The 25,567-nt window shown below is 46.1% G+C and carries 16 protein-coding genes; 8 read left to right on the forward strand and 8 right to left on the reverse strand.

The window, feature by feature from the left end:
- Positions 1 to 180 precede the first annotated feature (180 nt).
- Positions 181 to 1,167 (forward strand): DUF3187 family protein, encoded by a 987-nt coding sequence (locus L5L91_RS20915; protein WP_263237625.1) that lies wholly within the window; start codon positions 181 to 183, stop codon positions 1,165 to 1,167.
- 288 nt (positions 1,168 to 1,455) lie between these two features.
- Here L5L91_RS20915 and L5L91_RS20920 read toward each other — a convergent pair whose 3' ends face one another.
- Entirely contained in the window at positions 1,456 to 2,052 is a 597-nt protein-coding gene (locus L5L91_RS20920) for an FxsA family protein (RefSeq protein WP_105251362.1), read from the reverse strand.
- A 225-nt stretch (positions 2,053 to 2,277) separates the two neighbouring features.
- On the opposite strand from L5L91_RS20920, the gene cutA reads away from it, so the two are divergent.
- The 5 genes from cutA to L5L91_RS20945 all read left to right on the forward strand — a co-directional run bounded on the left by cutA (position 2,278) and on the right by L5L91_RS20945 (position 8,936).
- Positions 2,278 to 2,601, forward strand: a complete 324-nt coding sequence (cutA, locus tag L5L91_RS20925; RefSeq protein WP_113940010.1) for a divalent-cation tolerance protein CutA — start codon at positions 2,278 to 2,280, stop codon at positions 2,599 to 2,601.
- Positions 2,598 to 4,433 carry a protein-disulfide reductase DsbD gene (locus L5L91_RS20930; protein ID WP_263237626.1) on the forward strand — a complete coding sequence of 612 codons (1,836 nt, stop codon included), beginning with the start codon at positions 2,598 to 2,600 and terminating at the stop codon, positions 4,431 to 4,433. The genes cutA and L5L91_RS20930 overlap by 4 nt, the downstream gene beginning before the upstream one ends.
- Positions 4,434 to 4,614: 181 nt before the next feature.
- Positions 4,615 to 6,270, forward strand: a complete 1,656-nt coding sequence (locus tag L5L91_RS20935) for a cation:proton antiporter family protein (RefSeq protein ID WP_263181796.1) — start codon at positions 4,615 to 4,617, stop codon at positions 6,268 to 6,270.
- 295 nt (positions 6,271 to 6,565) lie between these two features.
- Positions 6,566 to 7,711: a galactokinase gene (gene galK / locus L5L91_RS20940; protein WP_263237627.1), complete on the forward strand. Its 1,146-nt coding sequence runs from the start codon at positions 6,566 to 6,568 to the stop codon at positions 7,709 to 7,711.
- 190 nt (positions 7,712 to 7,901) lie between these two features.
- The gene (locus tag L5L91_RS20945) at positions 7,902 to 8,936 is read left to right on the forward strand and encodes an aldose epimerase family protein (protein ID WP_263237628.1); all 1,035 of its coding nucleotides are present in this window, start codon (positions 7,902 to 7,904) and stop codon (positions 8,934 to 8,936) included.
- Between the two features lie 131 nt (positions 8,937 to 9,067).
- Here the strand turns inward: L5L91_RS20945 and L5L91_RS20950 are convergent, their stop codons facing one another.
- Together L5L91_RS20950 and L5L91_RS20955 are read right to left on the reverse strand one after the other, a co-directional pair.
- Positions 9,068 to 9,472: a hypothetical protein gene (locus L5L91_RS20950; protein WP_105251357.1), complete on the reverse strand. Its 405-nt coding sequence runs from the start codon at positions 9,470 to 9,472 to the stop codon at positions 9,068 to 9,070.
- A 490-nt stretch (positions 9,473 to 9,962) separates the two neighbouring features.
- Positions 9,963 to 10,964, reverse strand: a complete 1,002-nt coding sequence (locus tag L5L91_RS20955; RefSeq protein ID WP_263237629.1) for an NAD(P)H-quinone oxidoreductase — start codon at positions 10,962 to 10,964, stop codon at positions 9,963 to 9,965.
- Positions 10,965 to 11,373: 409 nt separating this feature from the next.
- Here L5L91_RS20955 and L5L91_RS20960 point away from each other — a divergent pair, with 409 nt between their 5' ends.
- Complete coding sequence (locus tag L5L91_RS20960; protein ID WP_263237630.1) at positions 11,374 to 14,481, forward strand: M9 family metallopeptidase; 3,108 nt, start codon at positions 11,374 to 11,376, stop codon at positions 14,479 to 14,481.
- Positions 14,482 to 14,639: 158 nt separating this feature from the next.
- Here the strand turns inward: L5L91_RS20960 and L5L91_RS20965 are convergent, their stop codons facing one another.
- From L5L91_RS20965 to L5L91_RS20980, 4 genes are all read right to left on the reverse strand, one after another.
- Complete coding sequence (locus tag L5L91_RS20965) at positions 14,640 to 16,457, reverse strand: sel1 repeat family protein (RefSeq protein WP_317630186.1); 1,818 nt, start codon at positions 16,455 to 16,457, stop codon at positions 14,640 to 14,642.
- 199 nt (positions 16,458 to 16,656) lie between these two features.
- Entirely contained in the window at positions 16,657 to 19,728 is a 3,072-nt protein-coding gene (locus L5L91_RS20970) for an efflux RND transporter permease subunit (protein ID WP_263237634.1), read from the reverse strand.
- The gene (locus L5L91_RS20975) at positions 19,728 to 20,942 is read right to left on the reverse strand and encodes an efflux RND transporter periplasmic adaptor subunit (RefSeq protein WP_263237636.1); all 1,215 of its coding nucleotides are present in this window, start codon (positions 20,940 to 20,942) and stop codon (positions 19,728 to 19,730) included. Before L5L91_RS20975 ends, L5L91_RS20970 begins: the two co-directional genes overlap by 1 nt.
- Before the next feature lie 296 nt (positions 20,943 to 21,238).
- Positions 21,239 to 22,594 (reverse strand): leucine-rich repeat-containing protein kinase family protein, encoded by a 1,356-nt coding sequence (locus L5L91_RS20980; RefSeq protein ID WP_263237640.1) that lies wholly within the window; start codon positions 22,592 to 22,594, stop codon positions 21,239 to 21,241.
- A gap of 210 nt (positions 22,595 to 22,804) precedes the next feature.
- On the opposite strand from L5L91_RS20980, the gene L5L91_RS20985 reads away from it, so the two are divergent.
- A complete protein-coding gene (locus L5L91_RS20985; protein ID WP_263237642.1) occupies positions 22,805 to 24,247 on the forward strand; it encodes a LysM peptidoglycan-binding domain-containing protein in 1,443 nt (480 codons plus the stop codon).
- 174 nt (positions 24,248 to 24,421) lie between these two features.
- On the opposite strand, the gene L5L91_RS20990 is transcribed toward L5L91_RS20985, so the two are convergent.
- Positions 24,422 to 25,543, reverse strand: a complete 1,122-nt coding sequence (locus tag L5L91_RS20990) for a sterol desaturase family protein (protein WP_173247017.1) — start codon at positions 25,541 to 25,543, stop codon at positions 24,422 to 24,424.
- Positions 25,544 to 25,567: the final 24 nt, after the last annotated feature.

Here is a 25,567-nt window from a genome sequence, read left to right on the forward strand (position 1 = left end):
GGCTCGCACTTGTACTATTATGGTATGTTTTTTGTAGTTTTTAATTCTAAAATTAATTAGAAATCTGCCTAATCAAAAACTTTATTGCTTCAAACAGAAAAAATTTAAGTCATTTATACATAACATCAGCCTCACTACAAAACATTGCTTTTAATAGAGATTAGCTAAAAAGAGTTTTCGATGAAATATGCAAAGAAAATTTTATTTGTGACTATTAGAGCACATCTAATTTATACGGTAATATTTTTACCGAGTACTTTCGCAGAAAATATCAATTATAGTCATTATGGGCCACTTCGTGTGCATGCCCAATCACCTACACATGCGGGTAGCTTAACGCCTCTACTTCGTTCAGGATTTGCACAGCCTGAAGGGAAAAAAGAGATATACGGATCTGCAACAGTAGCAAGTGTATGGGCTGAAACTGACGATTACTATGCTGACTATTATCATAATTCTCTTAATGGCGGAATAAAGTGGCAACTCACTGAAAAATGGATGTTTGATAGTAATTATAAGTGGAGTTTTAGTGGGGATAACCATCTTGACTCGGTCACTATCTGGTTTCATGATGCATTTGGTGTGGGTCAAAATGGCCGCGACAATACAATCAAAGACAAAAACCAAATATTTTCAAAGAATGGTATAAATCAACCTGATCTTTCTGGCGATACGCTAACGAATGCCCTAAATTTCTATTTAGAATATCAATTGCTTAGTGAGGATAATTATGGTCTATCAATAGGTGGCAGCTTATATTACAACCATGTTAATTCTGGCCCATTTGTAGATAACCGTTTTGAACAAGCATTACAGCTGAATTATAGCTATACATCTGGAATGCATCATTTTTACTCCACAACAGGTATAAGCTTTAGACCAAATGATGAAAGTCTATCTGGAATAGACTATAAAGACCATGCTGTAATGTTATCTTTAGGTTATGAGTATTTAATGGGACGCCATGGTTGGCTTATTGAATTACATCATTATGAAGGTTTACTCAAAACAGATAATGACTTTTCAAAACCTTCCCACGAAGTATTTCTAGGCTATAGGTATTATCTGAATAACAGTGCAATTGAATTCACTATCGTCGAAAACCTACTCAACATGGACAACAGCACTGATATTGCTTTTTCTCTTGGGTACAGAGTCATGATTTAATAATACCTAACTTTATCGCGTGGATGCGAAAAAAAAGCTTTTCTCTAATATCATGTTAACTCTTATACCTTAGTGGGCGGGTTATTAGTATTGGAGTTTTTTAAGAGTGAAATGGCTATTACTGTGGAGGTGAACCAGCGGCACAGGTCAGATTGATTCAGTGGGCCACTGGTATCTAAGGGATATTAGGGAGAAAACTCAAGCGAATAAACGCGATAATCAACTGAGTTAATCCAATAACAAACTAACGCAACAAGCGACTGAGACAATACGAGACTAAGACTAATACTAAGGCTTAGGATCTTTATCCTGTTCTTTGTCCTGCGCTTTATCAGAGAGTTGATGGCTAGCGGGCTTGATATCACTTGGATCGACTTTATGTTCGAAGTCCCCCTCAAACACATTACCGTCCTTTTTCACACTATCATCAAATGGCGCTTGGCCAAATGGGTCCTGTGGCTTAGGCCCAAAGGGACCTTGGCCCGCTTGAAAGCCACCGTGCATTGTGCCCTGTAAACCGGCAACAACCCGTAACTGCATGCGTTTGAACAACAAAGCAGCAATGGGGCGACGGGTTAATGGCGTCAAGAATAATAGGCCAATGGCATCGGTCACAAAACCGGGGATCACGAGCAAGATGCCCGCCATAGCTAACATCATGCCTTCGACAATTTCTTGCCCCGGTGCTTCACCGCGGGCGAGTTTTTGTTGTACTTGCATTAAGGTATTTAAGCCTTGGCTGCGAACCAGAGAGACCCCGAGCACGGCGGTAAACAGCACTAAACCTATGGTAGTCCAAGTGCCAAGCACTTCACCCACACGGATCAGCACCGACAGCTCTATTACTGGGATCAGCACAAAGAGTAAAAAAATAATGAAAAACATACCGACCTCAGGTTTATCTGACTATCTCTGTAAACTAAATGGGGGTTATCCGGTCTTAATTCAAGTCAGGATAACCATTAGGACGAAGTAAGGGAGCAAAACACTGATATTTAGCTCACCCTTTTGTTAACCCGCTAATGTATGAGACCATTAAAACACGTAAAGTAGCCTAACGGAGTTGGCTTAAGCGAACTTTAAGATTCTTAAGAGACGATACCTAACACTATGCAGCATCAGTATTTAGTGGTTAGCACTACCTGCCCCGATGAAGTACAAGCCAATACTTTGGCTCGAGCTTTAATTGAGTCGCGTATTGCCGCTTGTGTTCAGATTTCCGCCCCGATACGTTCAATTTATGCTTGGGAAGGAAAAATCTGTGAAGAGCAAGAATTTAGCTTACAGATTAAATGTTTACAAAGTCGATATACAGAGTTAGAACAACTTGTGCTTAGGCTTCACCCTTATCAAGTACCCGAAATTATTGCCGTGCCTGTGACCCACGGGCTACCAGCCTACTTAGATTGGATAAAAGACAACACTCAGCCATGAAAAAACTACTCAGCCTTATTTTCACTTCTATATTGCTTCTTGCGCCCTTAGCTCATAGTGAAGGGGTTTTCGGTAACAAATTCGACTTCATGAAGGGTGAGCCTGAATTGATGCCTGTCGATCAAGCATTTGCCTTCGATTCCAAGCAAGAAGGTAATCAGGTCAAACTCAATTGGGTGATTGCCGACGGTTACTATATGTACCGCGACAAGCTTAAATTTAGCGTCAATGGTGCCGAGTTAGGCACGGTCGCTCTACCAAAGGGAAAGCCCCATGAAGATGAGTATTTTGGTAAGCAAGAAGTCTATTATACCTATGTCGATATTCCCGTTGGTTTAAAACAGGCCGATGAAAATGCCACGCTCACAGTGACCTTTATGGGTTGTGCCGAAGGTAAATTGTGTTATCCACCGACCAAGCATGAAGTCGTTTTAAAGGCGATTGCAGCCAACGATGGCTTAATTGTAGGCGCCGAATCAACCACGACGACTGAGCAAACCAGCACTGAGCCAAGCACTGCCGATAAAGCCAATACGCAACCCATTACTCAGCAAGATACCCTGAGCCAAATGCTGTCAAACGACAGCTTAATTTGGACTTTAGTGATCTTCTTTGGTCTAGGTGTCGGTCTGGCATTAACGCCCTGCGTATTTCCTATGTATCCGATTTTGTCGGGTATTATTGTCGGCCAAGGGCAAAAGCTCTCAACCGCAAAAGCCTTTACCTTGTCCATGGCTTACGTCCAAGGCATGGCAATCACTTACTCTATCTTAGGGTTAGTGGTCGCATCGGCGGGACTAAAATACCAAGCGGCATTACAACATCCTGCCGTATTAGTCGTACTCGCGATTTTGTTCTTTGTGCTCAGCTTATCTATGTTTGGCCTATACGATTTGAAACTGCCATCGAGCTGGCAGGAGAAGATGAACTCAGTCTCGAATAATCAAAAAGGCGGCAACTTAGTTGGCGTGTTCTTGATGGGCGTGATTTCTGGCCTTGTCGCATCACCTTGTACTACCGCGCCGCTGTCGGGTGCACTCGTTTATGTGGCGCAAACCGGCGACCTACTCCAAGGTTTCTTAGCCCTGTATGTACTCAGCATGGGTATGGGATTACCACTACTGATTATCGGCACCTCAGGCGGTAAATTATTACCGAGAGCCGGCGCTTGGATGGACATCATCAAGACTATCTTCGGATTCCTGCTGATCGCTGTATCTATCGTGATGCTTGGCCGTATTTGGACAGGCGTAGTATCCGATATGCTTTGGTCACTGTGGGGCGTAAGCTTCACCGGCTACTTGATGCATCAGAACAAACTCAGTGAATTTAACTGGAAACAAACTGTACGTTCAGTGCTATTAACGCTGGCGCTACTGGCGAGCTTCTCCTACGGATTCCAAGCTGTGATGGGACACTTTGGTTTTAATAACAATTCCGTAGGCACTGCGGCGACGACCGAAGAAGTCCATGGCTTTAAACGCATTAAATCCATTGAAGATCTTGAGCAAGAAATTGCAGCCGCTACCGCCCAAGGTAGGCCTGTGATGCTCGATCTGTACGCCGATTGGTGTGTTGCCTGTAAAGAGTTCGAAGCCATCACCTTTAAAGATACCGACGTGTTAGCCCGCATGAATAAAATCGTGCTACTACAAGCGGATGTGACTAAAAGTGACAAGGTCGATGTGGCCTTACTCGAAAAATACAATGTGCTCGGTTTGCCTACGCTGTTGATGTTTAACGAACAAGGTGAGCAAAGGGAAGATTTACGCGTGACTGGTTTTATGGGCCCCAAAGATTTTGCAACCCATTTAGATCATCTCGTGAAATAGTAACGATTTAGGCTTAGACCAGCGGAGTGATTTAGTTCACGTGTGTTTTAACAGCCAAGTGTATTTACCGCAACACCAATAAAAAGCGGACTTTTTTCATTAAAAGTCCGCTTTTTTATCCAAGTGTCATAGATTTCTTATACAATCACTTACAATTTTAGACTTTTTAGATTGGAGCATCATGGAACCAGGCATCCTCATTATTACACTCATCTGCGGCATGCTCGTCAGCCGTATAGGACTCCCTCCGCTCATCGGCTACTTAGTGGCAGGCTTTGTACTGTTCATCTTAGGAATAGATAAAGAAAGCCTGCCATTACTGCAAGAACTCGCCAGCCTAGGCGTCACTTTACTGTTGTTCGCCATAGGGTTAAAACTCGATATTCGTAGCCTGTTCAAGGCCGAAGTATGGGCGGGTTCGAGTGTGCACTTAGTGCTCTCGATCGTGATTTTTGTGCCGATTCTGAAACTCTTCGGCTTACTGGGCTTAAGCCAACTCACGAGTCTGAACCTAGAACAACTGACGTTAATTGCCTTCGCATTAAGCTTCTCCAGCACCGTATTTGTGGTCAAAGTGTTAGAAGATAAAGGCGACGTGCAATCCCTCTACGGCCGGGTCGCTATTGGTATCTTGATTATGCAGGATATCTTCGCCGTACTGTTTTTAACCATTTCTAAAGGCGATGTACCTTCGGTATGGGCCTTTGCATTACTCTTACTGCCACTAGCTAAACCGCTCATCTATAAAGCGTTCGACCGTGTCGGCCACGGTGAACTCTTAGTCCTTTTCGGCCTAGTTATGGCACTCGTGGTTGGCGCTTGGTTATTTGAATCTGTTGGTTTAAAACCCGATCTCGGCGCACTGATTATCGGTATCTTGTTGGCGGGCCACAAAAAGTCCTCCGAGCTGGCAAAATCCCTGTTCTATTTTAAAGAACTCTTCCTCGTTGCCTTCTTCTTAACCATAGGACTCAATGGCTTACCTACGGTATCGGATATCGTACTCGCGGCGCTATTAGTGCTGTTAGTGCCACTTAAAATCCTGCTGTTTGTTTACATTCTTACCCGCTTTAAACTGCGTTCACGTACCTCTATGTTGGGCTCATTTAACCTAGGTAACTTCAGTGAATTCGGTTTGATCGTCGCCGCAGTAGCCACCTATAAAGGTTGGTTACCTCCCGAGTGGCTAGTGATCATCGCCGTGGCATTAAGCTTTAGTTTTTTACTCGCCGCGCCACTTAACGCCACCGTCGGTAATATCTACCAGCGATTCCAGCAGCGTTTAATCAAACTTGAAAAACGCCCGTTACACCCAGAAGATAGACCGATAGCCATTGGCAATCCACGCTTTTTAATCTTAGGCATGGGCCGTATTGGTAGCGGTGCCTATGATGAACTCAGGGAACAATTTGATGGGGAAATTCTCGGTATTGAACACAAGCAAGACTTAGTCGACTTACATAAAACAAAGGGTCGCAATGTAGTGCAAGGTGACGCCTCAGATACCGACTTTTGGGAAAAACTCGACAGAGCACCTAATCTTGAACTGGTACTGCTAGCCATGCCGCACCACGCGGGAAATATGTTTGCAGTTGAGCAACTCAAAAAACTGAATTATCAAGGCAAAATCAGTGCAATTGTGCAGTACAGTGACGATGCTGCGGCGCTTCGAGAATCGGGTGTACACAGTGTGTACAACCTGTACGAAGCCGCAGGTGCTGGTTTTGTGGATCATGTGATTTACGAGCTATTGCAAAACTCGGAAAAAAACACAGTTCAAGCGGAAGATACTGTACAAGTGCCTGATCCTAAACTTAATGCGGAGCCACGTAGTTAAGTGCCTGCTAATGCTGCATTAAATTAAAATCACGCCATAACAGGTCGCACAAACGAGCAGTAACATCCTCTGCTAGTTTGTGCGGCATCCAACTAAATGCTGACTAATCTTTACAAATCAATTAGCTAGATAAAACACTCAATACGCTATTTTGCCCCCTCATCCCAGTATCGATTTACTCATTGCAGCCTATCGCCATTTCAGCAAAAAATCTCAGTTACATCACTGACTCAGTCGTGATATAAATCGATGACGGTAACGAAATTAGCTCAGCTTTTTTGGAATTTTTTACAGCATGTCAAACCCTGCGCAGCGCGCCACTAAGTTATTTGTCCAAACCTTTGGCACTAAAGCCGATGATTTATATCAAGCCCCAGGGCGAGTCAATCTGATCGGTGAATACACGGATTACAATGACGGTTTTGTACTCCCGGCAGCCATTAATTTTCATACAGTGATTGCGGTAAAACGCCGTGACGATACTAAGTTTCGAGCCGTCGCCGATGCGTTTCCCGGACAAATTAAAGAGTGGGTTTTCGGCCAAGAAAACGACATGGACCCGCAAGATGGCTGGGTGAATTACCTCAAAGGTTTTACTGCTGCTATGGCGCAAACTGGCTTATTAGCCAAGGGCTTAGACTTAGCCATTGTGGGCGATGTGCCACTTGCCGCAGGTCTTTCATCTTCAGGTGCACTCGTTGTCGCCTTCGGTACAGCCATTAGTGATACCAGCCAACTGCATTTATCCCCAATGGCGGTGGCGCAACTCGCACAGCGCGGTGAGCACAGGTATGTTGAGTCGGCCTGTGGCATCATGGATCAAATGTGCAGCGCCATGGGTGAACAAGACCATGCACTCCTGATTGACTGCTTAGATCTCGATAGCGAAGCCATTCCCATTCCAGAAAACCTAAGCCTTATCATCATAGATGCCCATATCGAGAAACAACGCTTAGCCGCGACCAATGAGCAACGTCGCACTGAGTGTGCACAAGCGGCAGAGTACTTTGGCTTAGATGCACTGCGTCACCTCAATTTACGCCAACTAGAAAGTGCAAAGGCAGATTTAGATGAAGTGCTATACCGGCGAGCGAAACACGTAGTCACTGAGAACCAAAGAACTCAAAATGCTGCTCGCGCCTTAGAGCAAAATAACATCCAAAAATTCAGTCGTTTAATGGCTGAATCCCATGCTTCACTGCGTGATGATTTTGAAGTCACACTGCCCGAATTTGATACTTTAGTTGAAATTGTCAGCCAAGTGATCGGCGAACGTGGTGGCATCCGCATGACCGACGGCTGCGTGGTCGCCTTAGTCGACCATGAACTGACTGACGCTGTTGTTGCCGCCGTTGAACATGAATTCTTCGAAAAAACCGCCATCGATGCCACAGTGTATTTATGTTCCGCCAGCGCTGGCGCGGGCCGCATCGATAACTAGCCCGAACAGGCAATTTGCTAGAACAAGCACTTAGCCGCACTTAAACCAAAGACAACCGAATAGAGTGACTACGCCGTCGATAACATACGAATTCATCACTGAACTTTATGCTGTTGATGGCAAATGATAGGGTTAACATACTCATTTAACACAATAAGCAGTGAGCATATTCAACACAGAGGGAAGCTAAATGGTACGTTTCAGTGTTTTGGATCCTTGGACAGATCCCCGCGGCGGTGAAATCGAACGGGTTCGGATCGACAATGGCATACTCGCATTAGAAGTCATCAGCTTAGGCGGTATTATCCGCGCTCTGTGGACCCCTGATAAACACGGCGAACGTGCCAATATCGTTTTAGGTTGTGATAGCGCCGAAGATTACTTGACCCAATCGGCTCATTTAGGTGCCATTGCAGGCCGCTTTGCAAATCGCATCGCTAACGGCAAAATGCACTATCAAGGTCATGATTATCAATTAGATGTAAACCAAGCGACTAACTGTTTACACGGCGGCCATGAGGGTTTTAATCGTAAAAACTGGCAACTAGGTCAACTCCCCGATGGTGTGCGTTTGACCTTAATGAGCCCAGATGGCGACATGGGTTTCCCCGGTAATTGCACGGTTCAGCTGGATTACCGCCTCGCAGGCAATAATTTGTACGTAGAAATCTTAGCCTCCGTCGATAAAGCCTGTCCCGTAAGCCTCACCCAGCACAGTTATTTCAACCTCGATGGCACTGAGACCAATCATGAGCATCTGATGCAAATCGATGCCAAGCGCTATCTCACCATGAATGATGTCAGTGTTCCCACTGGGATTGCCGATACAACTGGGTCGATTTTCGATTTAAGTCAACCAATACGCTTAGGTGACAAGCTGCATGCCGCTGAACTCGCAAGCACTCACGGTTATGATCACTGTTATATGATGAATAACCCCGATGGCTCACTCGCCCGTTTTGGCTGTTTAAGCAGTCCCATCAGCGGTCGCGCTATGACGGTTTATACTAATCAACCGAGTGTGCAGCTGTACTGTGCTAATTTTTTAAATGGCACTGTAGGTCGCAATCAACAGGTATTAAATCAACATCATGCAGTGTGTTTAGAGCCGCAGATGCTGCCAGACTCACCGAACCAAGGCGAGCGCTTTGGTGATGACGTTTGGTTAATGCCAGGCAAGGTTTATCACCACATCAGTCGTTATCAGTTCGATACCGATGCGTAGCAATTCGCAATAAAAAATTGAGAAAACGAGGGAAAGTGCTGTTTATCAGAAGGAAATAAAGCGATAAGGAATAAAATAAACACTACTTTATTCCTTACACTCACAGTGTTAGCCCTTAGGCCGACACTGTGTTAATCATCAAAATCATCGCCCCAATCATCGTCAAAATCCACGCCAACGGCATCAGATTCGACTTCTGGTTCAACTTCAGGCTTCGCCTTACGTACAGGCGCAGTTTCCTTCACGTTGTTCAAGTCAATGCGAGCTTGATGTTTACTCATAAATTGAGATCTTGCCGCCTTCCATGCACCACCAAACTTAGCCTCAGCAGCTTTTAACGCAGCCTCATCTAAGTCGTATAGGTTCACTTTGACTATATCTTCCACATACTCAATGATCGCATCGCGATCGGTATTGTATAGGTAGATACGTCCTGGGGAGGCATCGGGCAGCTGGTTGTCATGGACGACAATCGCGTTGCCTTTCGATGTTCTCAGCTCACCATACCAAACCTGTTTCTTTGCTGTGTTATACATATATGCTAATACCCTTAAATCAACACATACACCATGAGTTTTTTAGCCTGAATAAGCGAAGCATCGCTTGCTTTGATCCACGAATAGCGCCTGAAAGTCTCTGACGTTTTCAACTGGGTATTTTTACAGAATATTTCCGATAATCAATGCCTCATACCATGAAATTTTCACTAATTACGTATTAATTTCTGCCAAAGTACCCAAAAAGTTTAATCATTAACGACTTTAGTCTAAAAAATCGACGCGGCAAGTTTTATTCCCAAGAAAAAGCAATCATATCTATGGTGTTTGATGAGTCATCAACGTTAACAATTCGAGGTTGCTGTAAAGTTAACCATCAAGGTTATCCATGAAGATTTAATTACAGCGCTACAAACTCATATTTACCGAACAATGACTAAGTCACTATGATGTCAGAATGTCTTCTAGATTGACTCGAATGGCAGCGACTTAAAGCAAATATGTCGCTGCAAAACCAAGTATGCCTAGCTCAAACGACAGTCAGTATTACTTTACCCCTGTGCTCACCCGACTCCATCAAAGCATGGGCTTTAGCAGCCTGTGCTAATGGAAAGGTTGCAAAAATATTGGGGACAATTTTATGGGCGTTTAACAACGGCCAAACTTTCTCCAATAATTCAGCGGCAATGGCGGCTTTGGCCTCCACGCTCTGCGGTCTTAGGGTCGACCCTGTCCACATGATACGTTTTGCCATCAGGCGGAAAATCTCAACCTCGGCTTTAGGCCCCCGTTGCATGGCTACCGACACCATACGCCCGTCCATCGCTAAGGCTTGTAAGTCGAGATTGATAAAATCGCCACCCGCGATATCAAATACCACGTTTACGCCCTTATCTTGAGTGAGTGCCATCACAGGTTCAACAAAGTTTTGAGTACGATAGTTGATGACTTCAGCGGCGCCAAGGCTCAAGCAATAATCGCGTTTCTCATCCTGTCCCGTCGTCGCTATTACTTTTGAACCCAGTGCACTGGCCAACTGAATAGCCGTACTACCAATGCCACCTGAGCCACCGTGGATCAGTACCGTCTCGCCCGCTTTGAGTCCCGCACGCATAAACAGGTTACCCCATACGGTGAAGAAGGTTTCTGGCAGCGCTGCTGCCTGCACATAACTAAAGCCCGTCGGGATCGGCAAACAATGGGCAGCATAGGTGAGCACATACTCGCCATAACCGCCGCCCGGCACTAAGGCACATACCTTATCGCCAACTTGCCATTGGCTCACGCCGTCACCGAGGACACAAATATCCCCAGCAACCTCAAGACCAATAATCGGTGATGCACCCGGTGGCGGTGGATACGCGCCCACCCTTTGTTTAACATCGGGGCCATTCACTCCTGCTGCATGTACGCGGATCAACACTTGCCCCGCCGCAGGGACAGGCAAAGGCGAGCGCGATAGCCGCATCACCTCGGGCGCACCAGGTTGCTCAACATGAATATGGGTGTACTCGCTTGGTAAAGCTGACATAAAAGCTCCTGTGAGAATGGCACCAACCTAATAGCAGATTGCTATGCTTAAACGGTTCGTTTGCTAAACCTTAATGCGGCTAAGCTAGCGCAATTTCAAGCCAAATAGCCACAGTTATTCCATTCTATATTCCATCACACTCAATCAAGCGGCTGACGTTAACCATTTGAACTGAAAGCTGAACCTAAGCTGAACAGAAAAGATGTATCAAAAAAATATTATGACAAATACTAGATATATTAAAAACTTACAGCCATTATTCTGAGGCATTATTTGCTGGCTGCGATGTTTGTCGCGCTATTGTTATCACGCAAATAATCCAATGAGGTTTGATGCAAGTCTGTGTTAAATGCATCAAATAACGCCCAAGGAAGATCTGCTTTGCAGACTAGATAACTACGGATACACAATGAAAAACACACTACTCTTCGCAGCAATTAGCTTAGCGATTGCAACTCCCGTTCTTGCCCATAACACCCATGCAAGCCCCCCATTAGGCAACAACAGTTCACCAGCTCAACCCGTCCCGCCACCGCCCTCTGCACCGATTAGCTTAATTGAATCACATAGACCACTGCTACGGGAGACGCCATTGATGGCATCCCCTAATGATCCTACGATGACAGAGCAGCCTAAGATTCATTCACGCCAGAAACGTCAGATAGAGGTCTCGGAGCAACCCCCACTTAAGTTGCAGAATCGTAGCACCGCGATGCAAGTCAGCGACTGCAGTGACTTTGTTGGGAAATCAGGTCAGGCACTAGTCAATGAACTGAGCCAATCTACGCCAGAATGTGTCGGTAAACTCTATAGCCTCAAAGGCAGTAGCGCGACCGCACTATTTAGCGAAGCCAATGTGATCAGTGTCGCCAATGCCATTGCCACTAAAGCAAAGGACTACACTGGGGTCGATATTCAGCATCTTGAGTCCCATATTTACTTTGTCCGCGCCGCCCTCTATGTGCAGTTTTACAGCCCAAATGATGTGCCCGCTTACAGCAATGCTGCTAAGGTCAGCTTAAAATCTGCCCTTAATGCGTTATTTGCGAACGCTGCGATTTGGACTGTCTCCGATGCTAATGCTGGCGTGTTGAAAGAAGCCTTAATCCTGATTGACTCAGCCGAGCTCGGCGCCGATTTCAATCATGTCACTATCAAAGTGCTTACGAACTATGATGCTAATTGGCAAGCCAGTTTCGCCATGAACGCCGCAGCCAACTCAGTGTTTACCACCTTATTCCGCGCCCAATGGAATGATGACATGCGGGCGCTGTTCGCGCGTGACCAAGGTATTTTAGATGCGCTAAATAACTTCCAACTCGAACATCGCGACTTGTTAGGCACCAATGCAGAGTACCTTTTGGTCAACTCAGTTAAAGAGTTATCTAGGCTGTATTACATTGATGCCATGCGCCCACGAGTGACCCAGCAGGTCAAAAACATCCTCAACAGCACCAGTAAAACCGAACCGAGCAAAGTGCTTTGGTACGCGGCGGCAGAAATGGCCGACTATTACGATCGCAGCCATTGTAACGATTACAATATCTGTGGTTTTAAGGCGCAGTTAGAAGCCGATGCTTTACCTTTTAATTGGAAATGCTCCGACAGCCTCAAGATCCGCGCCCAAGATCTCTATCAAGATCAAGCCAAATGGGCCTGTGATGTGCTGACCAGCCAAGAAAGCTATTTCCACAATAAACTCGAAACGGGCATGCAACCCGTGGGGCAGGATAACAACGATGATTTAGAGCTAGTGATCTTCGGCAGTTCGTCTGAGTATAAATCCTTAGCCAACAGTATCTTTGGTATCAGTACCAACAATGGCGGCATGTATTTAGAAGGCTCGCCCGCTGGACTCAAAAATCAGGCACGTTTTATCGCCTATGAAGCCGAATGGCGCACGCCGGATTTCCACGTCTGGAACCTGCAACACGAATACGTACACTACCTCGACGGACGCTATAACCTGTTTGGTGACTTTAGTCGCGGCACTTCGGCCAATACCATTTGGTGGATTGAAGGCCTAGCGGAATACATCTCTTACCGTGACGCAAACCCTGCGGCAATTGCCATGGGCGAAACCGGTGAGTTTATGTTGTCGACCATATTCAAAAACAACTATGAATCTGGTCAAGACCGCATCTATCGCTGGGGTTATCTAGCGGTGCGTTTCATGTTTGAACACCACAGGGACGATGTGAGACAGATTCTGGCCTACCTACGCAACGATCAATATGCAGAATATCAAGCCTTTATGGATAATATCGGCACACGTTACGATAACGAATGGCAGGGTTGGCTCGCCAGTGGTTTAAGCACGGCTGACGATGGCATAGTCGATAAGGGCCCGAGTGATGTCGACGCTGAGCCCAGTGGCCGCGAAGGCAACTGGACAGGACCCGCGGGCACAATCAGTAAGGATTACTCACCTTGCCAAGTGACGAACGAAGCCTACCGTTACACTGAATCGGCCAGCCTGAAAATTGATGTGCCAATGGAATGTATCGATTCAAAACTCGGCCGCGCCAGTTTCAGCTTCACCAATACCGATCGCACAGCCCAAGAGCTTTGGATCAAGATTGGCGGTGGTTGGGGAGATGCCGACATTTATTTCGATTCTAGAGGCTGGGCAAGCCCTGAGCAAAACCAAGGGGCTGGTATCGATAATGGTAATTATCAAGTGATTAAGGTGCAGTTAAACCCTAACGAGTATTGGCACTACATTACCTTATCGGGGGATTTTGGCGGCGTCGATATGCAAGTCAGCACCACTGAGCTATTTGCTGATATCGACCCCGATCTGGGGGATGGCGGTGTGGATCCTGAGCCACCAGCCAATTGCGGCGCAGCGACCTTAGATTACGGTAAGCTCACCCTAGGCAAAAATGAGTGCATCAGTGGCGGGCGTAACAGCTTCTACTTCTGGGTTGAGGAAGATAATACCCAGTTCACTGTCACCACTAAGGGCGGCGCTGGGGATGCCAATATTTACTTCAATGCCAGTCAGTGGGCCGACGCAGATAATGCCGATGCAAAGAGTGCTAAAGCAGGAAATCAAGAATCGCTTAGCTTCAGCGCCAATCGTGGCTGGCGTTATATCACGATTGATACTGCCACTGAGTTTAGCGGCGTAACACTGACCTTAAGCACAGGCACGAGTAACACACCCGATCCGGTGCTCATTGCCAACGCCTGCGCGACGCAATCACCTTTAAGTTATGGTGAGCTCAGTGCTGGCAAAGCCATTTGCACCGCCGATGGGCGCAACGATTATTACCTTTGGGTACCAGAGGGAACGAATCAGCTAAGCATCAACTCCGCCCACGGCAGTGGTGATGTTAGCCTGTTTTCGGGGACGACTTGGGCGAATGCTCAACACTTCGATGCAGCCTCTGTGACACCCGCCAACACGCGGGAAAGCATCACAGTCAATGCGCCAAACGTGGGGTGGTATTACATCACAGTGCAAAGTGAACCCCAGAGTTCAGGAGTCGCACTGCTGGTTGATTTACGCTAGTTTGATGACTCGCATTACTTAAATAAGCAGTTTTAGCCATTACGCATAAATCAAGCATTTGAATAAATAACAAAATCCCTGCTTCGGCAGGGATTTTTATTGAAGATAAGCTGAATAAGCGACACTGACGTCATAGAGTCTTTAGCGACAATACGTTATTAGCGCATCCCTTCGAGCACTTGCACTCTCTCCTTGGCCCTTACTGCATAGTCGTTTGAAAACCGCTCTGCCATTTCAATGCTCTGCTGATAAAGCGTTAACGCTGCTTTAGCATCGGCCGGTCCACCCTCGCCTTTATCTAATAAGGTTGCGAACTGAAAGTAAGCATTGCCTAGAATATCCGCCTGCAAACCTTGTTTAGCACCCAAGGTTGTCACTTTTTCTAACCAGTATCGCGCGTTAACCGTATCTCGATAGGGTTCCAATAACAGGATATTGGCAAGTTCAGCGGCGGCGTAAAGATCTCGCTCGGCGGCAATGTTCCAAAACTCTTCGCTCTGCTCAAAATCCTCTTTAAAGTAATAATAGGTTTCGGCAGCATCTCGCGCTAAATCAGGTTGAGCTTTAACGCTTTGGCGATAATTTTCCAATGCCGTTGTAGCATTAAAATAGGGCGAGCAAGATAACACTTGATAAAACGCCATCAGACTTCTTGCCTCAGGCAACCCTTGCTCAACTAGCTGATTTAACTGCTGCCATGCTTGCATTTCACGGACCTTATCCGCACCTGTATTAACCAAGCCACGCTCGATAACCGATAAAGGTAAACGGATTAACTCAAGCTTTGCCGCGTTATCACCAAAGCTTGCGGCGCGTTCCAGCCAATAGATCTTTTCATCGGCACGCCCCGCGTAACCCGCTTGATCTCGCATCCAATGCAGCGCCTCAATATCGCCAGCTTCAGCGGCTTCACGGTAATATTTCTGTGCCTTAATTTTATCCTTGGGTAAGGCGTGCCCAAGCTCATAGATACGTGCCAAGAAGCGCTTATCTTCGGCCTTGGCACTCTGAGCTAACGTCTTGATTTGAGATTCAGGTTTACCATAGGCATACAATTTCACATCACCGTTAGCATAAGTATATTGAGTACCATCGGGATAATTCACCTCAACCGTATCAGGCTGATACCAAACATTGACCTCATACTGTTCGGCAATCTGTGGATTAAAATTCACCCGCATCACAGCCTCATCACCGCGACGAACCGCTTGAGTATAAGGACTAGCCCATAGGCTAGAAATTTGCTGCAAACTACTTTTCAGCCTAGCCTCGAAGGGTTTGTCTTCCTTAGGAGAATGAATAAATACTGGATAGTAAACTGGCGCTAAAGATAAAGGCGTAGTCGCAAGCAACGAATTATCCGCCTCGCTACCCGCATGAATAGGATCGATATTAAGTTCATGACTTAAATAAAAATCATCGTGGGGTGACACTTGAGTCGGCAACGTCGTTTGGCTAGCAACTTGTGCCGCATCCACAACAGAAGTGCGCTGCAACTTAGCAAGGTATTGTTGTTTAAGTGCTTTAGCCCTTTGCCACAACGGATGGTTCGGCAGTATTGTCACATCGAGCATTAAATCCTCAAGCCGCCACTGACAATCGCCGCCACCGTTCAAAGCTAAGGGCAGCGAAAACTCACTCGCTTTGCTACCACTGCTAATCACTTGCCGCAGCACTGAGGTTTCTTCGAATGTCGCGCGGTAGGGATTAGCAATATCACCACTGGGAAAACGGATTTCCTTTCGGGTACAAACAGATGAAACGTAATAACCGACAAGTTCTAATTGCGTATTAGCAGGTAATACACCAACAAACTCGAAACGCGGACTATCTACAGGTGCAGTCACTTGATCGACGGGCAACTCACTACGAAATAAGGAATCCCAAAAAGAGGCCATGGCGGGAGAGGCAAACATCAATCCAGCCGAGCAAGCCAAATATAAAAAAGCCCTATGAAGGCAATGTAACAAACTCATAATGCCAGCTCTCCGTCGCTGATGAGGCAAATCCACTCGCACTTAAACACTCGCTTAAATACAACAAAGATCATTAAGTTATCGACAAAAAATTAAGCCAACGCGTTTAGCCGTTGGCTTAAATCATAACGTATTTACAGGCAAGTTGAACCCATGCCTCTTAGCCTAGGGGCGATAAACCCAGCGCATAAAACTCAACTTAAGCACTTCGCAGTCTAGCAAGCACATCCTTGGCCTTCAATTCAGCCATAGCGACATAGGCCACAGGCACTACAAATAACGAGAAGAAAGTGCCCGCTAACAGACCTCCGACTAAGACTAAACCTATGTTAGCTAACCCTAACGAGCCCGGTCCCGATGCCAAGGCTAAAGGAATCGCACTTAAAATCATGGTTAAAGACGTCATTAGAATCGGTCTTAAACGAGATTTGGCACTGCTTCGCGCCGCCTCAATCGCACTCAAACCTTGGTCTTGTTGCTTATTGGCAAACTCCACCAGCAAGATACCGTGTTTAGTCACTAGCCCCACTAAGGTTAATAAACCAATCTGCGAATAGATATTCACACTCTGGCCAAACAAGGCTAAGGTCAATAACGCACCGACAATACACAAGGGCACAGTCAGTAAGATAATTAAGGGATCGACAAAACTTTCGAACTGCGCAGCCAAAATCAAATAGATAAACACCAATGCCAGCAAGAATAGCGACTGAGTGCCCGCCTGCGAATCCATAAGATCCTTTACCACGCCATTGTATTTAAAGCCTTGGGCATCATTAAGCAATGTCGGTAATTGTTCATCTAAGTAGGTTTTGATTTCATCAGTTGAATAACCGGGCATAATATCTGCCGTCAATTCAGCGCTATCAAGACCCATAAACGTCTTAATGTTAGATTCTGCCGTAGTCTGTTTAATCGACACAAATTGCGATAATGGCAGTGCTTGCCCAGATTCAGAAGTGACATACAGCTTATTCAACACTTTAAAATCACTCAGTTTGTCTAAGTTTACTTGCACTTGAATAGGATAAGTAAAACCATCGGTAGCATGTAAGTCCGCCGCCTTCACTGAGCCAAGAAAGGTAGAAAGCGCATTAGTGACATCACCATAACTCACACCAGAGAGGATAATCGCGTTGCGATCGATAGACAGATCGTAGCGTAGTTGATCCCTCAGCACTGAGTTGCCCACGTTATTCAGGCCAGGATAATCCTCGAGTAACTTTTGCACTTTGGCGGCGGTTTCGCTGAGTTCGTCCTTATTCCGATCTAAGGTCGTCAGTTCTAAACGCAAGTTATTGGCAATATTGAGATTATTCGCTGAGCGAATGCTAAACGACATGTTATAGGCAGAAACGTTTTCCTTTGATGTTGTAATCAAGTCGCTGATCACATCATCTATACCCTCACTGCGCTCACCCCAAGGTTTGAGTAGTACATGGTTCACAGGCTCTCCCTCGATATAAGACAAGTTAGCCCCAACCGCGGGATGATCGTCCATCACGCTATTAAGCTCAGCATTGTGATTGAGATGATACTGCCGACCGACACCGGTAGGGCCATTAGACGCCACATCGATAAAGCCGGAGTCCTCCGCAGGCAAGAGTATTTTGGGTAATTGCCAGTAAGCAATACCCGCAAGACCCACCAAAACCACAGCCGCGCCAAACATCAAACGCTTGCGAACAAACCACTTATTCAGCTCATTGATATACAAATGATTTAACTGCTGCAGCGCATTCTCGACTCGGCTAAACCATTTAGGGTGTTGCTCAGTGGTATTGATAAGATAGGCGCTCATCATAGGCGACAAAGTTAACGCCACCACGCCAGAGATCATCACGGCCGCTGCTAAGGTAAAGGAGAATTGCCGAAACAGATCGGCGGTTAAGCCCGACATTAATCCGATCGGCAGATACACGGCGGCGAGCGTTAACGTCATCGCAATGATAGGGAAAATGATCTCCTGACAGCCTTTAATCGCCGCATTGAAAGGCGTTTCACCGTTTTCAATATGGCGATAGCAGTTCTCGACCACCACAATGGCATCATCCACCACCAGGCCAATGGCCAAAATAATCGCCAGAATAGTCAACACATTGATGCTAAATCCGAGCGCCGACATCACAGCAAACACCCCAATCACGCACACGGGAATGGTAATAATGGGGATCGATGCCGCCCGCAGGCTACCCAAAAATAACACCACAATCAGCGAAACTAAGATCACCGCTTCAATCAACGCAGAAAAACCTTCGTCGATGGAGGCTTCAATAAAATCAGCTTGGTTATAAGCCAAGTTCATTTCTAAGCCTTGGGGTAAATGTTTTTGCATGCGTGCAATTTCGGCTTTAATGTTCGAAGCCACTGTCACTGGGTTAGCGTTGCTCAGCGGTAAAATCTGCAATGACATTGCACTATGTCCACCGATAGACAACATACTCGGCGACAGACTTTCCTCGCCCATCACCACATCGGCGACATCGGACACGCGGATGATCTTACCTTCGCTGACCTTAATCACCAGATCCTTCACGTCTTCAAGCGTTTCAACTTGATTCAAAGGGTTAATCGAAAAATCCCGCGACTTACCTTTGATCGCACCCGAGGTAAAACTGGCATTGTAGGAGCCTAACGTGCCCACCACATCGGCAGCTTTAATATTCAGCGCCTTCATTTGTTCAGGATTGAGCCAGACTCTGACCGCCTTTTGTGAGCCACCATATGGCCCCCAAACGGCACCAACGCCTTGAACTTGTTTGAGTTGCGGTACTAACTGCTGGCTAATGTAGTCGTACATAGCCTGCTTTTCCATGCCACCCGCGTTCACAAAGGTGATGATATTACTGGCCGAATCCGTGGCCGAGGTATCGTCGGTGACTGTGGGCTTATCTATCATGCTCTGGGGGAAATCGTTAATCCCTTCGACGCTGCTACGCAACTTGTTCATTAAGTTGGTGTATTCAATATCGCTGGTGTCATCATTGAATTTAATCGTTAATGAGCAACGCCCCTCGCTACAGTCGGTCGACATGGTATCGACTTTATCTATGCCCGAAGCCGCAGCAATCAACTTATCGGCCACGTTGCTCGACATAAAATCGGCGCTCGCCCCTGCAATCGACGCATTCACAGATGCCGAGTGGGTGGTATGCTCAGGGAAGTATTGGATATCGAGTTTTTGAAAGGCAATCAAGCCCAGTAACACAGCCATAATACTGAGTACGGAGGCGAAGATAGGATGACGAATACAGACTTCGGGTAAACGCATTATTCAGCCACCTCAATATTTGGAGTAGCTCCTGAATCAGCACCTTTATCAGCGCTTGATGTTGCCGCTTTATCTCCAGTGTTTCTATCCTGCACGACTTTGATCTTGCTATCGGACTTGAGGTTTTGCATACCCGTTTTAACGACTAAATCGCCTTCGGCTAAACCTTCAGTCACGACGGCATAACCGTCATTTGTATTTTGAGCGAGTTTAACTACTTGTTTTACTACGCTATCGCCCTGCACTAGCCAGACAAAACGTTCATCGTTATTGGCAATAATCGAATTTTGCGGCACTAATAGACGTTTAATCCCTAGACTATAGAACTGCTTGATGTTGGCGAACATGCCAGGAGCAAGCTTAAACTCAGGGTTTTCAAGGGCGGCATGCACTTCAACCCGTCCTGAGCTTTCGTCTACCGCTGGGGCAACATAGTTAACTAACCCTTTGAATACCTTATTACCATAGGCCTCAACAGTCACATTCACCTTTTGGCCCTTTTGCGCCTTGCCTAAATCCTTCTGACTGATGGCATAACGCACTTCGACCGGATTTAAACTATAGAGGGTGACTAAGGCCGTACCAGCACCAATTTGACTGCCGATAGACTGACTAAAGCTGGTCAACTGACCATCGAAGGGAGCCTTGATCAGGTAATCGTTCATGGTTGCTTGTTTCTGGCGAAAATCCGCATCGGCCAGATTCACATTTTCCCGTAGCTCATCCACATCTTGCTTAGCAAGCGCAAAGGGTTCTTTAATCAGTAAATCTTCGATACGCTCCAGCTTAGTTTTAGCCAGTGCTAAGGTGCTCTTGGCTTTGTCTAAATCAGCCTTGGCTTTAATGTTGTCCTGCTCGGCAATCACTTGACCTTTAGTCACTTTGTCGCCGTTACTAAAATGAATCGCGCTAATTTTTTCGCTAGCATTAAAGTTCAGCGTGGCTGAATCGATAGCGTTGATTTTACCGACTTCATTCACTACATCGGCAAAGGACGTTTCTTTAACGGCCTCGACCGTCACAGGGATGATGTCGACCTTGTCCGCCGACATCACGGCCATAGGGGCTAAAGCGAAAGCACTCGCCAGTAGAAACGGCAAAGGCGCGAATAAGGGCGCCTTTGGGAGATGATGGGGATGGCTTTTTAATGAAATATCGCATGCACTGCGTGCTCGTTCAGTTACTCTTTGTGTAAACAGCGTTCGTGTAAACATAGTATGCAAACCTATCGTTCTTACTATTCAACGGACATCCTATCCGACAACAGCAAACCGGATTGAACCCAAAACTAATACCAAGTCCCCCCAAAGTGCCTGTTTCAGCAATTTGAGGTTATTTGGGTATACAGCCTATAGGCTTAATCCCAGTCAGTGCCAGTAAAAACTCGGTTACACAACCAAACAAAACAATAACTTAACGATAAACTTAATAGTGAGCACTTAAATCACACAAACAACCATAAAACACAGCAAACTTGAAACAAGTTTAGAGCCAGCCGGTTAGCAAGCCACTATTTACCTTTTAGCAGGGCTCCGATGGCCTTTTTCACGTCTGCAAAACAGGGGCGCTGAGCCACATCTAACTGCATGCACTCGTCTTTAATCGCACTCAACTGTGTGTAGTACAGAGGGCCAATCGAGGCACTCATATAGGCAGATGCATCCACATAGGCCAATAGATCTTCAATCAAGCAACCGAGCGCCCGCACTTCAATAGCTTCTATCGCTAAGCGTTCTGCTGTCGATAGATTGCGTAAGTTTGATGCCGCACCAAAATCCCCAAACAATAAGCTCATCTGTTGATTAACCATAATATTATGGGCGTAGACATCACCATGGCTTACTTGTTTGGCATGCATGTGCGCCATCGCATCGGCCAACTGGTGTGTGATTTTGGCGACTTTATCAAGGCGAAATTGGCTACCGTCTTTAAAGGTATCGCGAGTGCAGGTGACAAGACTTGGTGGTAGCCCTAAGTTACTAAACCCTGGCGGAATTAGTTCCATTACTAAACCCAATTGATCTTTTTGGCTAATATGCGCCACGACCTTAATAAGGCAGGGATGATCACCCGTTGTGAGACAGCAATCTAACTCGTCAGCGGGATAACCATCGCTCGTCACTTCACCCTTAAAGAGTTTTACCGCAATCTGCGCCGACCCCGTCGCGGCTATCATGGCTTGATTCAACCAATCGCCTCGATAAATGACCCCAGAAGCCCCTTCGCCAAGCTTCTCAGCCAACTTGATATCAACCAGAGTCACATTCGCCACTGTGGCCACATCGGCGTGGGGATCGACTAAGGTATGGCTGAATGGATTTCCCGCAAAGGCGAGCCAAGTCAGTTTGGGCAAACTGAGTAACCAAGCTGGCAGTGCGTGGAGTTGATTGGCCGATAAACGCACTAACTCTAAATTGCGGCAATTGGCCATCGACTCGGGCAAGGTTGTTAAACGGTTACCCGCTAAAGCTAATTTTTGCAGACGATGTAAATCACCCATGGCCGCAGGCAATGTCTCAATGAGGTTATCGGTTAGGATGAGCCAGCGGGTTTGCAGCGGTAATGCCGCAGCTGTCACTGTTTTAATTTGATTGGCCTTAAAGCCAATCATCTCTAAATTTGTGCAGCGCCCTAATGCCTCAGGCAAATGTTCAAAGCAATTATTCGAGGCGAAAATTATCTTTAAATGCGATAAGCGGTGTAAATCCTCGGGCAAAGTGCTCAGTTGATTATTCGATAAATCGAGGATTTCGAGGGTATCGGCTAAATCAAAAATCTCCCGCGGGAACTCGGTTAAATCCTCAACCAATTGTAAACGTGTGATCCCTTGTAACTGCCCTGCCCTTAACTGCGCTAACGTCTGCACTTTGCTACCCAAGTTAATGAAAAATCGCGGCTATGGTAGCGTATAAATCGACAAAGCTAAACGCAGGATCTGCAATCAAAGGGCGGCACAATCGGCCTTAAGACAACTTTGATACTATAGGTAAAACTTGGGGGAGCTATCCAGAAACTCGAAAACAGATTAGCATGTGCACCAATATGGAATGCCCAGTCAACTCATCACAGGACAATCATGCGGACACATTTTCGCCAAACGCACTCATTTACAGTGCTTATGCTTGCCATGCTAATGGCCCTACTGAGCGGTTGTGCTACAACATCAGCAAGCCCATCAACCACTGAATTCAATGCCACAGCAAGTGATGTCAGTAACGATAACGACCACTCGCCACAACAGCATCAAACACCACCCGCAGTGATTGAGCAGTACAGCGATGTGTGGGAAAAGATCCAACACGCCAATACCATTGATGTCCATGATGATGCCGAAGTACGTAAACAGCGTAACTTTTTCGACGATAAACAAAAATTTATGAATCAGGTTGGCGATCGCGCCGAGCCATTCTTGTATTACATAGTCAGCCAGCTCGAAGCGCGTAACATGCCATTAGAATTGGCGTTATTGCCCATAGTCGAAAGTGGCTATAACCCTTTAGCACAAGCTAACGGCCCCGCAGGACTGTGGCAAATGATCCCCGCCACTGGGCGTAATTTTGGCTTAACGGTTAACTCAGCCTACGACGGTCGCAAAGATGCACTGGCCTCAACCGATGCCGTGCTCGACTATCTACAGCATTTGTACGACACCTTAGACAAAGACTGGATCAACGCCGTCGCCGCCTACAATACCGGTGAATTGGTGATTAAAGCCGCCATCGACAAGAATAAAGCCAAGGGTAAACCAACGGACTTTTGGTCGCTGGGCATTCCGGCCAAACGCGTACAAACTGTGCCTAAGTGGCTGGCCTTTATTCAAATTATTCGCGCACCCAATCATTACAATCTAAAAGTGCGACCGATTGCGAACCGCCCTTTCTTAGATAGAGTCCCTGCGCCCAATGGCGTGGATATCGGCCAAATCGCCAATGCGGCAGGGCTGAGCAAGGCAGAATTTAAAACCTATAACCCGGGCTTTCGCCAAGGCGTGATCCCGAGCAAAGGCAAATATCAGATCGCCTTACCGCTGGAAAACATAGGCCAATATCAAGAAAATCACGACAAACTCTACGCCCAAAAACGCTATGACAGCCAAAGCTATATCGTTAAGTCCGGCGACAGCCTAGGCACAATCGCGGCTAAGTTTGATACATCAGTCAAGGCATTAAAACAGGCTAATAACCTGACCTCTGATCGCCTCAAAATCGGCCAAGAGCTCACACTCTTAACGCCAATGGCAGCCAATGATAATGAGCCAGAACCCGCTAAAGCCAACACTAAGTCCGATAGCAAAGCCAAGTCATCGACCAAAACAAATGCCAACGGCACTAAAACCACCAGCTCAAAATCGGCCGATATGCCAACGGCAAAAGCCAAAACCTACAAGGTAAAATCCGGCGATTCGCTGGATAAAATCGCCCGTAAGAATAAGGTCAAACTGGCTGATTTAATGAAGTGGAACCAGCTCAATAGCAAGAGCATTATTAAGCCAGGCCAAGAGCTGAAAATCAGCGAATAACACTTGCGATATTAACTGCAAAAAAGCCCAACAAAGCGCCAATTAAAAACGCTGTGTTGGGCTTTTTGCTGTCCCAGTGTCAGAGTTAACCATCACTTAAACATTGCTACTCAGTTGACCTCACATTGACTTCCAGATAATGACTCCAAAACAAACCATTCTAATTGCACGCCATTATTTTGTGTCTTTCTTCGCTAAACCAAGGGGATACAATTGCTGCTTAAACATGCCAACAGGCATGTAATCGCCCACGACACCATATTGCTCTGGCCACTCTTTCTGACCTCGAACTGCAGTCCCAAATAGGTAATCTAAAAAAGAAAAATGGGCAGCATAGTTACGGTCGATTGCCGCCTTATCGGAAGCATGGTGCCAATGGTGAAATTGCGGACTGACAATTAAATAACGTAGCCAGCCAAAGTTAACCTGCACATTGGCATGATTAAAGACCGCCTGCACGCCAACGATAATCACATAAATACTGATGATGTCTTTGGAGAATCCCAAGATAAAAATCGGCGTGAGCACTAAACAACGGGTAGCAATCAACTCAAACATATGTTGCCTTGAACCAGCCAACCAATCTAAATGTTTCGCGCTATGGTGCACCGAATGGAAGCGCCACAGGAAAGGAATTTCATGGTAGGCACGGTGCGCCGCATATTGCATTAAATCGGCGACCAATAAAATCAACAACAGTTGCAACACAAAGGGAAGACCCGCGATAAAGCTTTGCACTGTGCTGGAAATAGCCCAAGAAAAGGTCGACTGCACAAATTGGTTTGCCACCAATAATACAAATCCAATCGCTAAGTGATTCACCAAAAAATGGTTTAAATCCCCTTGCCACTCGGGTCTCAATATTGCTTGTTCTGGTTTATGGGGTAGCCATTTCTCGATAAAAATGAAAATTAAGGTTGAGCCTAATAAGTCTAAAATAAACCAATCTAAACCCAGTGAGACCTTATGATTAGCAAAAGGCTCGACCTCAACTTGATGACCACCAAAGGCAATCGCTAAACTCACAAATACCCAAGCCACAAAGCCGAAACGCTTATTTTTATTTCGAATAAAATTCAATAAACCTAAACTGCCCGACACCACTAAGGCGACAAATATTAAGCTGCGAATAACATCGACATTATAGCTTTGGCGTAATTCTGGAGTGGTGAGATATTCTGGAAAATGAAACGCCAATACGCCCAGAAACGATAATATCGCTAACATACACGCTATAGTACCGCTAATACTGCCTTCACCAATTTGGAAATGACCGTCTTTAAATCCTTTACTCATCACAGTGAACTCCTTTTCCTATAT

It is taken from the genome of Shewanella sp. SM55, assembly GCF_025654025.1.
Taxonomy (GTDB): domain Bacteria; phylum Pseudomonadota; class Gammaproteobacteria; order Enterobacterales; family Shewanellaceae; genus Shewanella; species Shewanella oncorhynchi.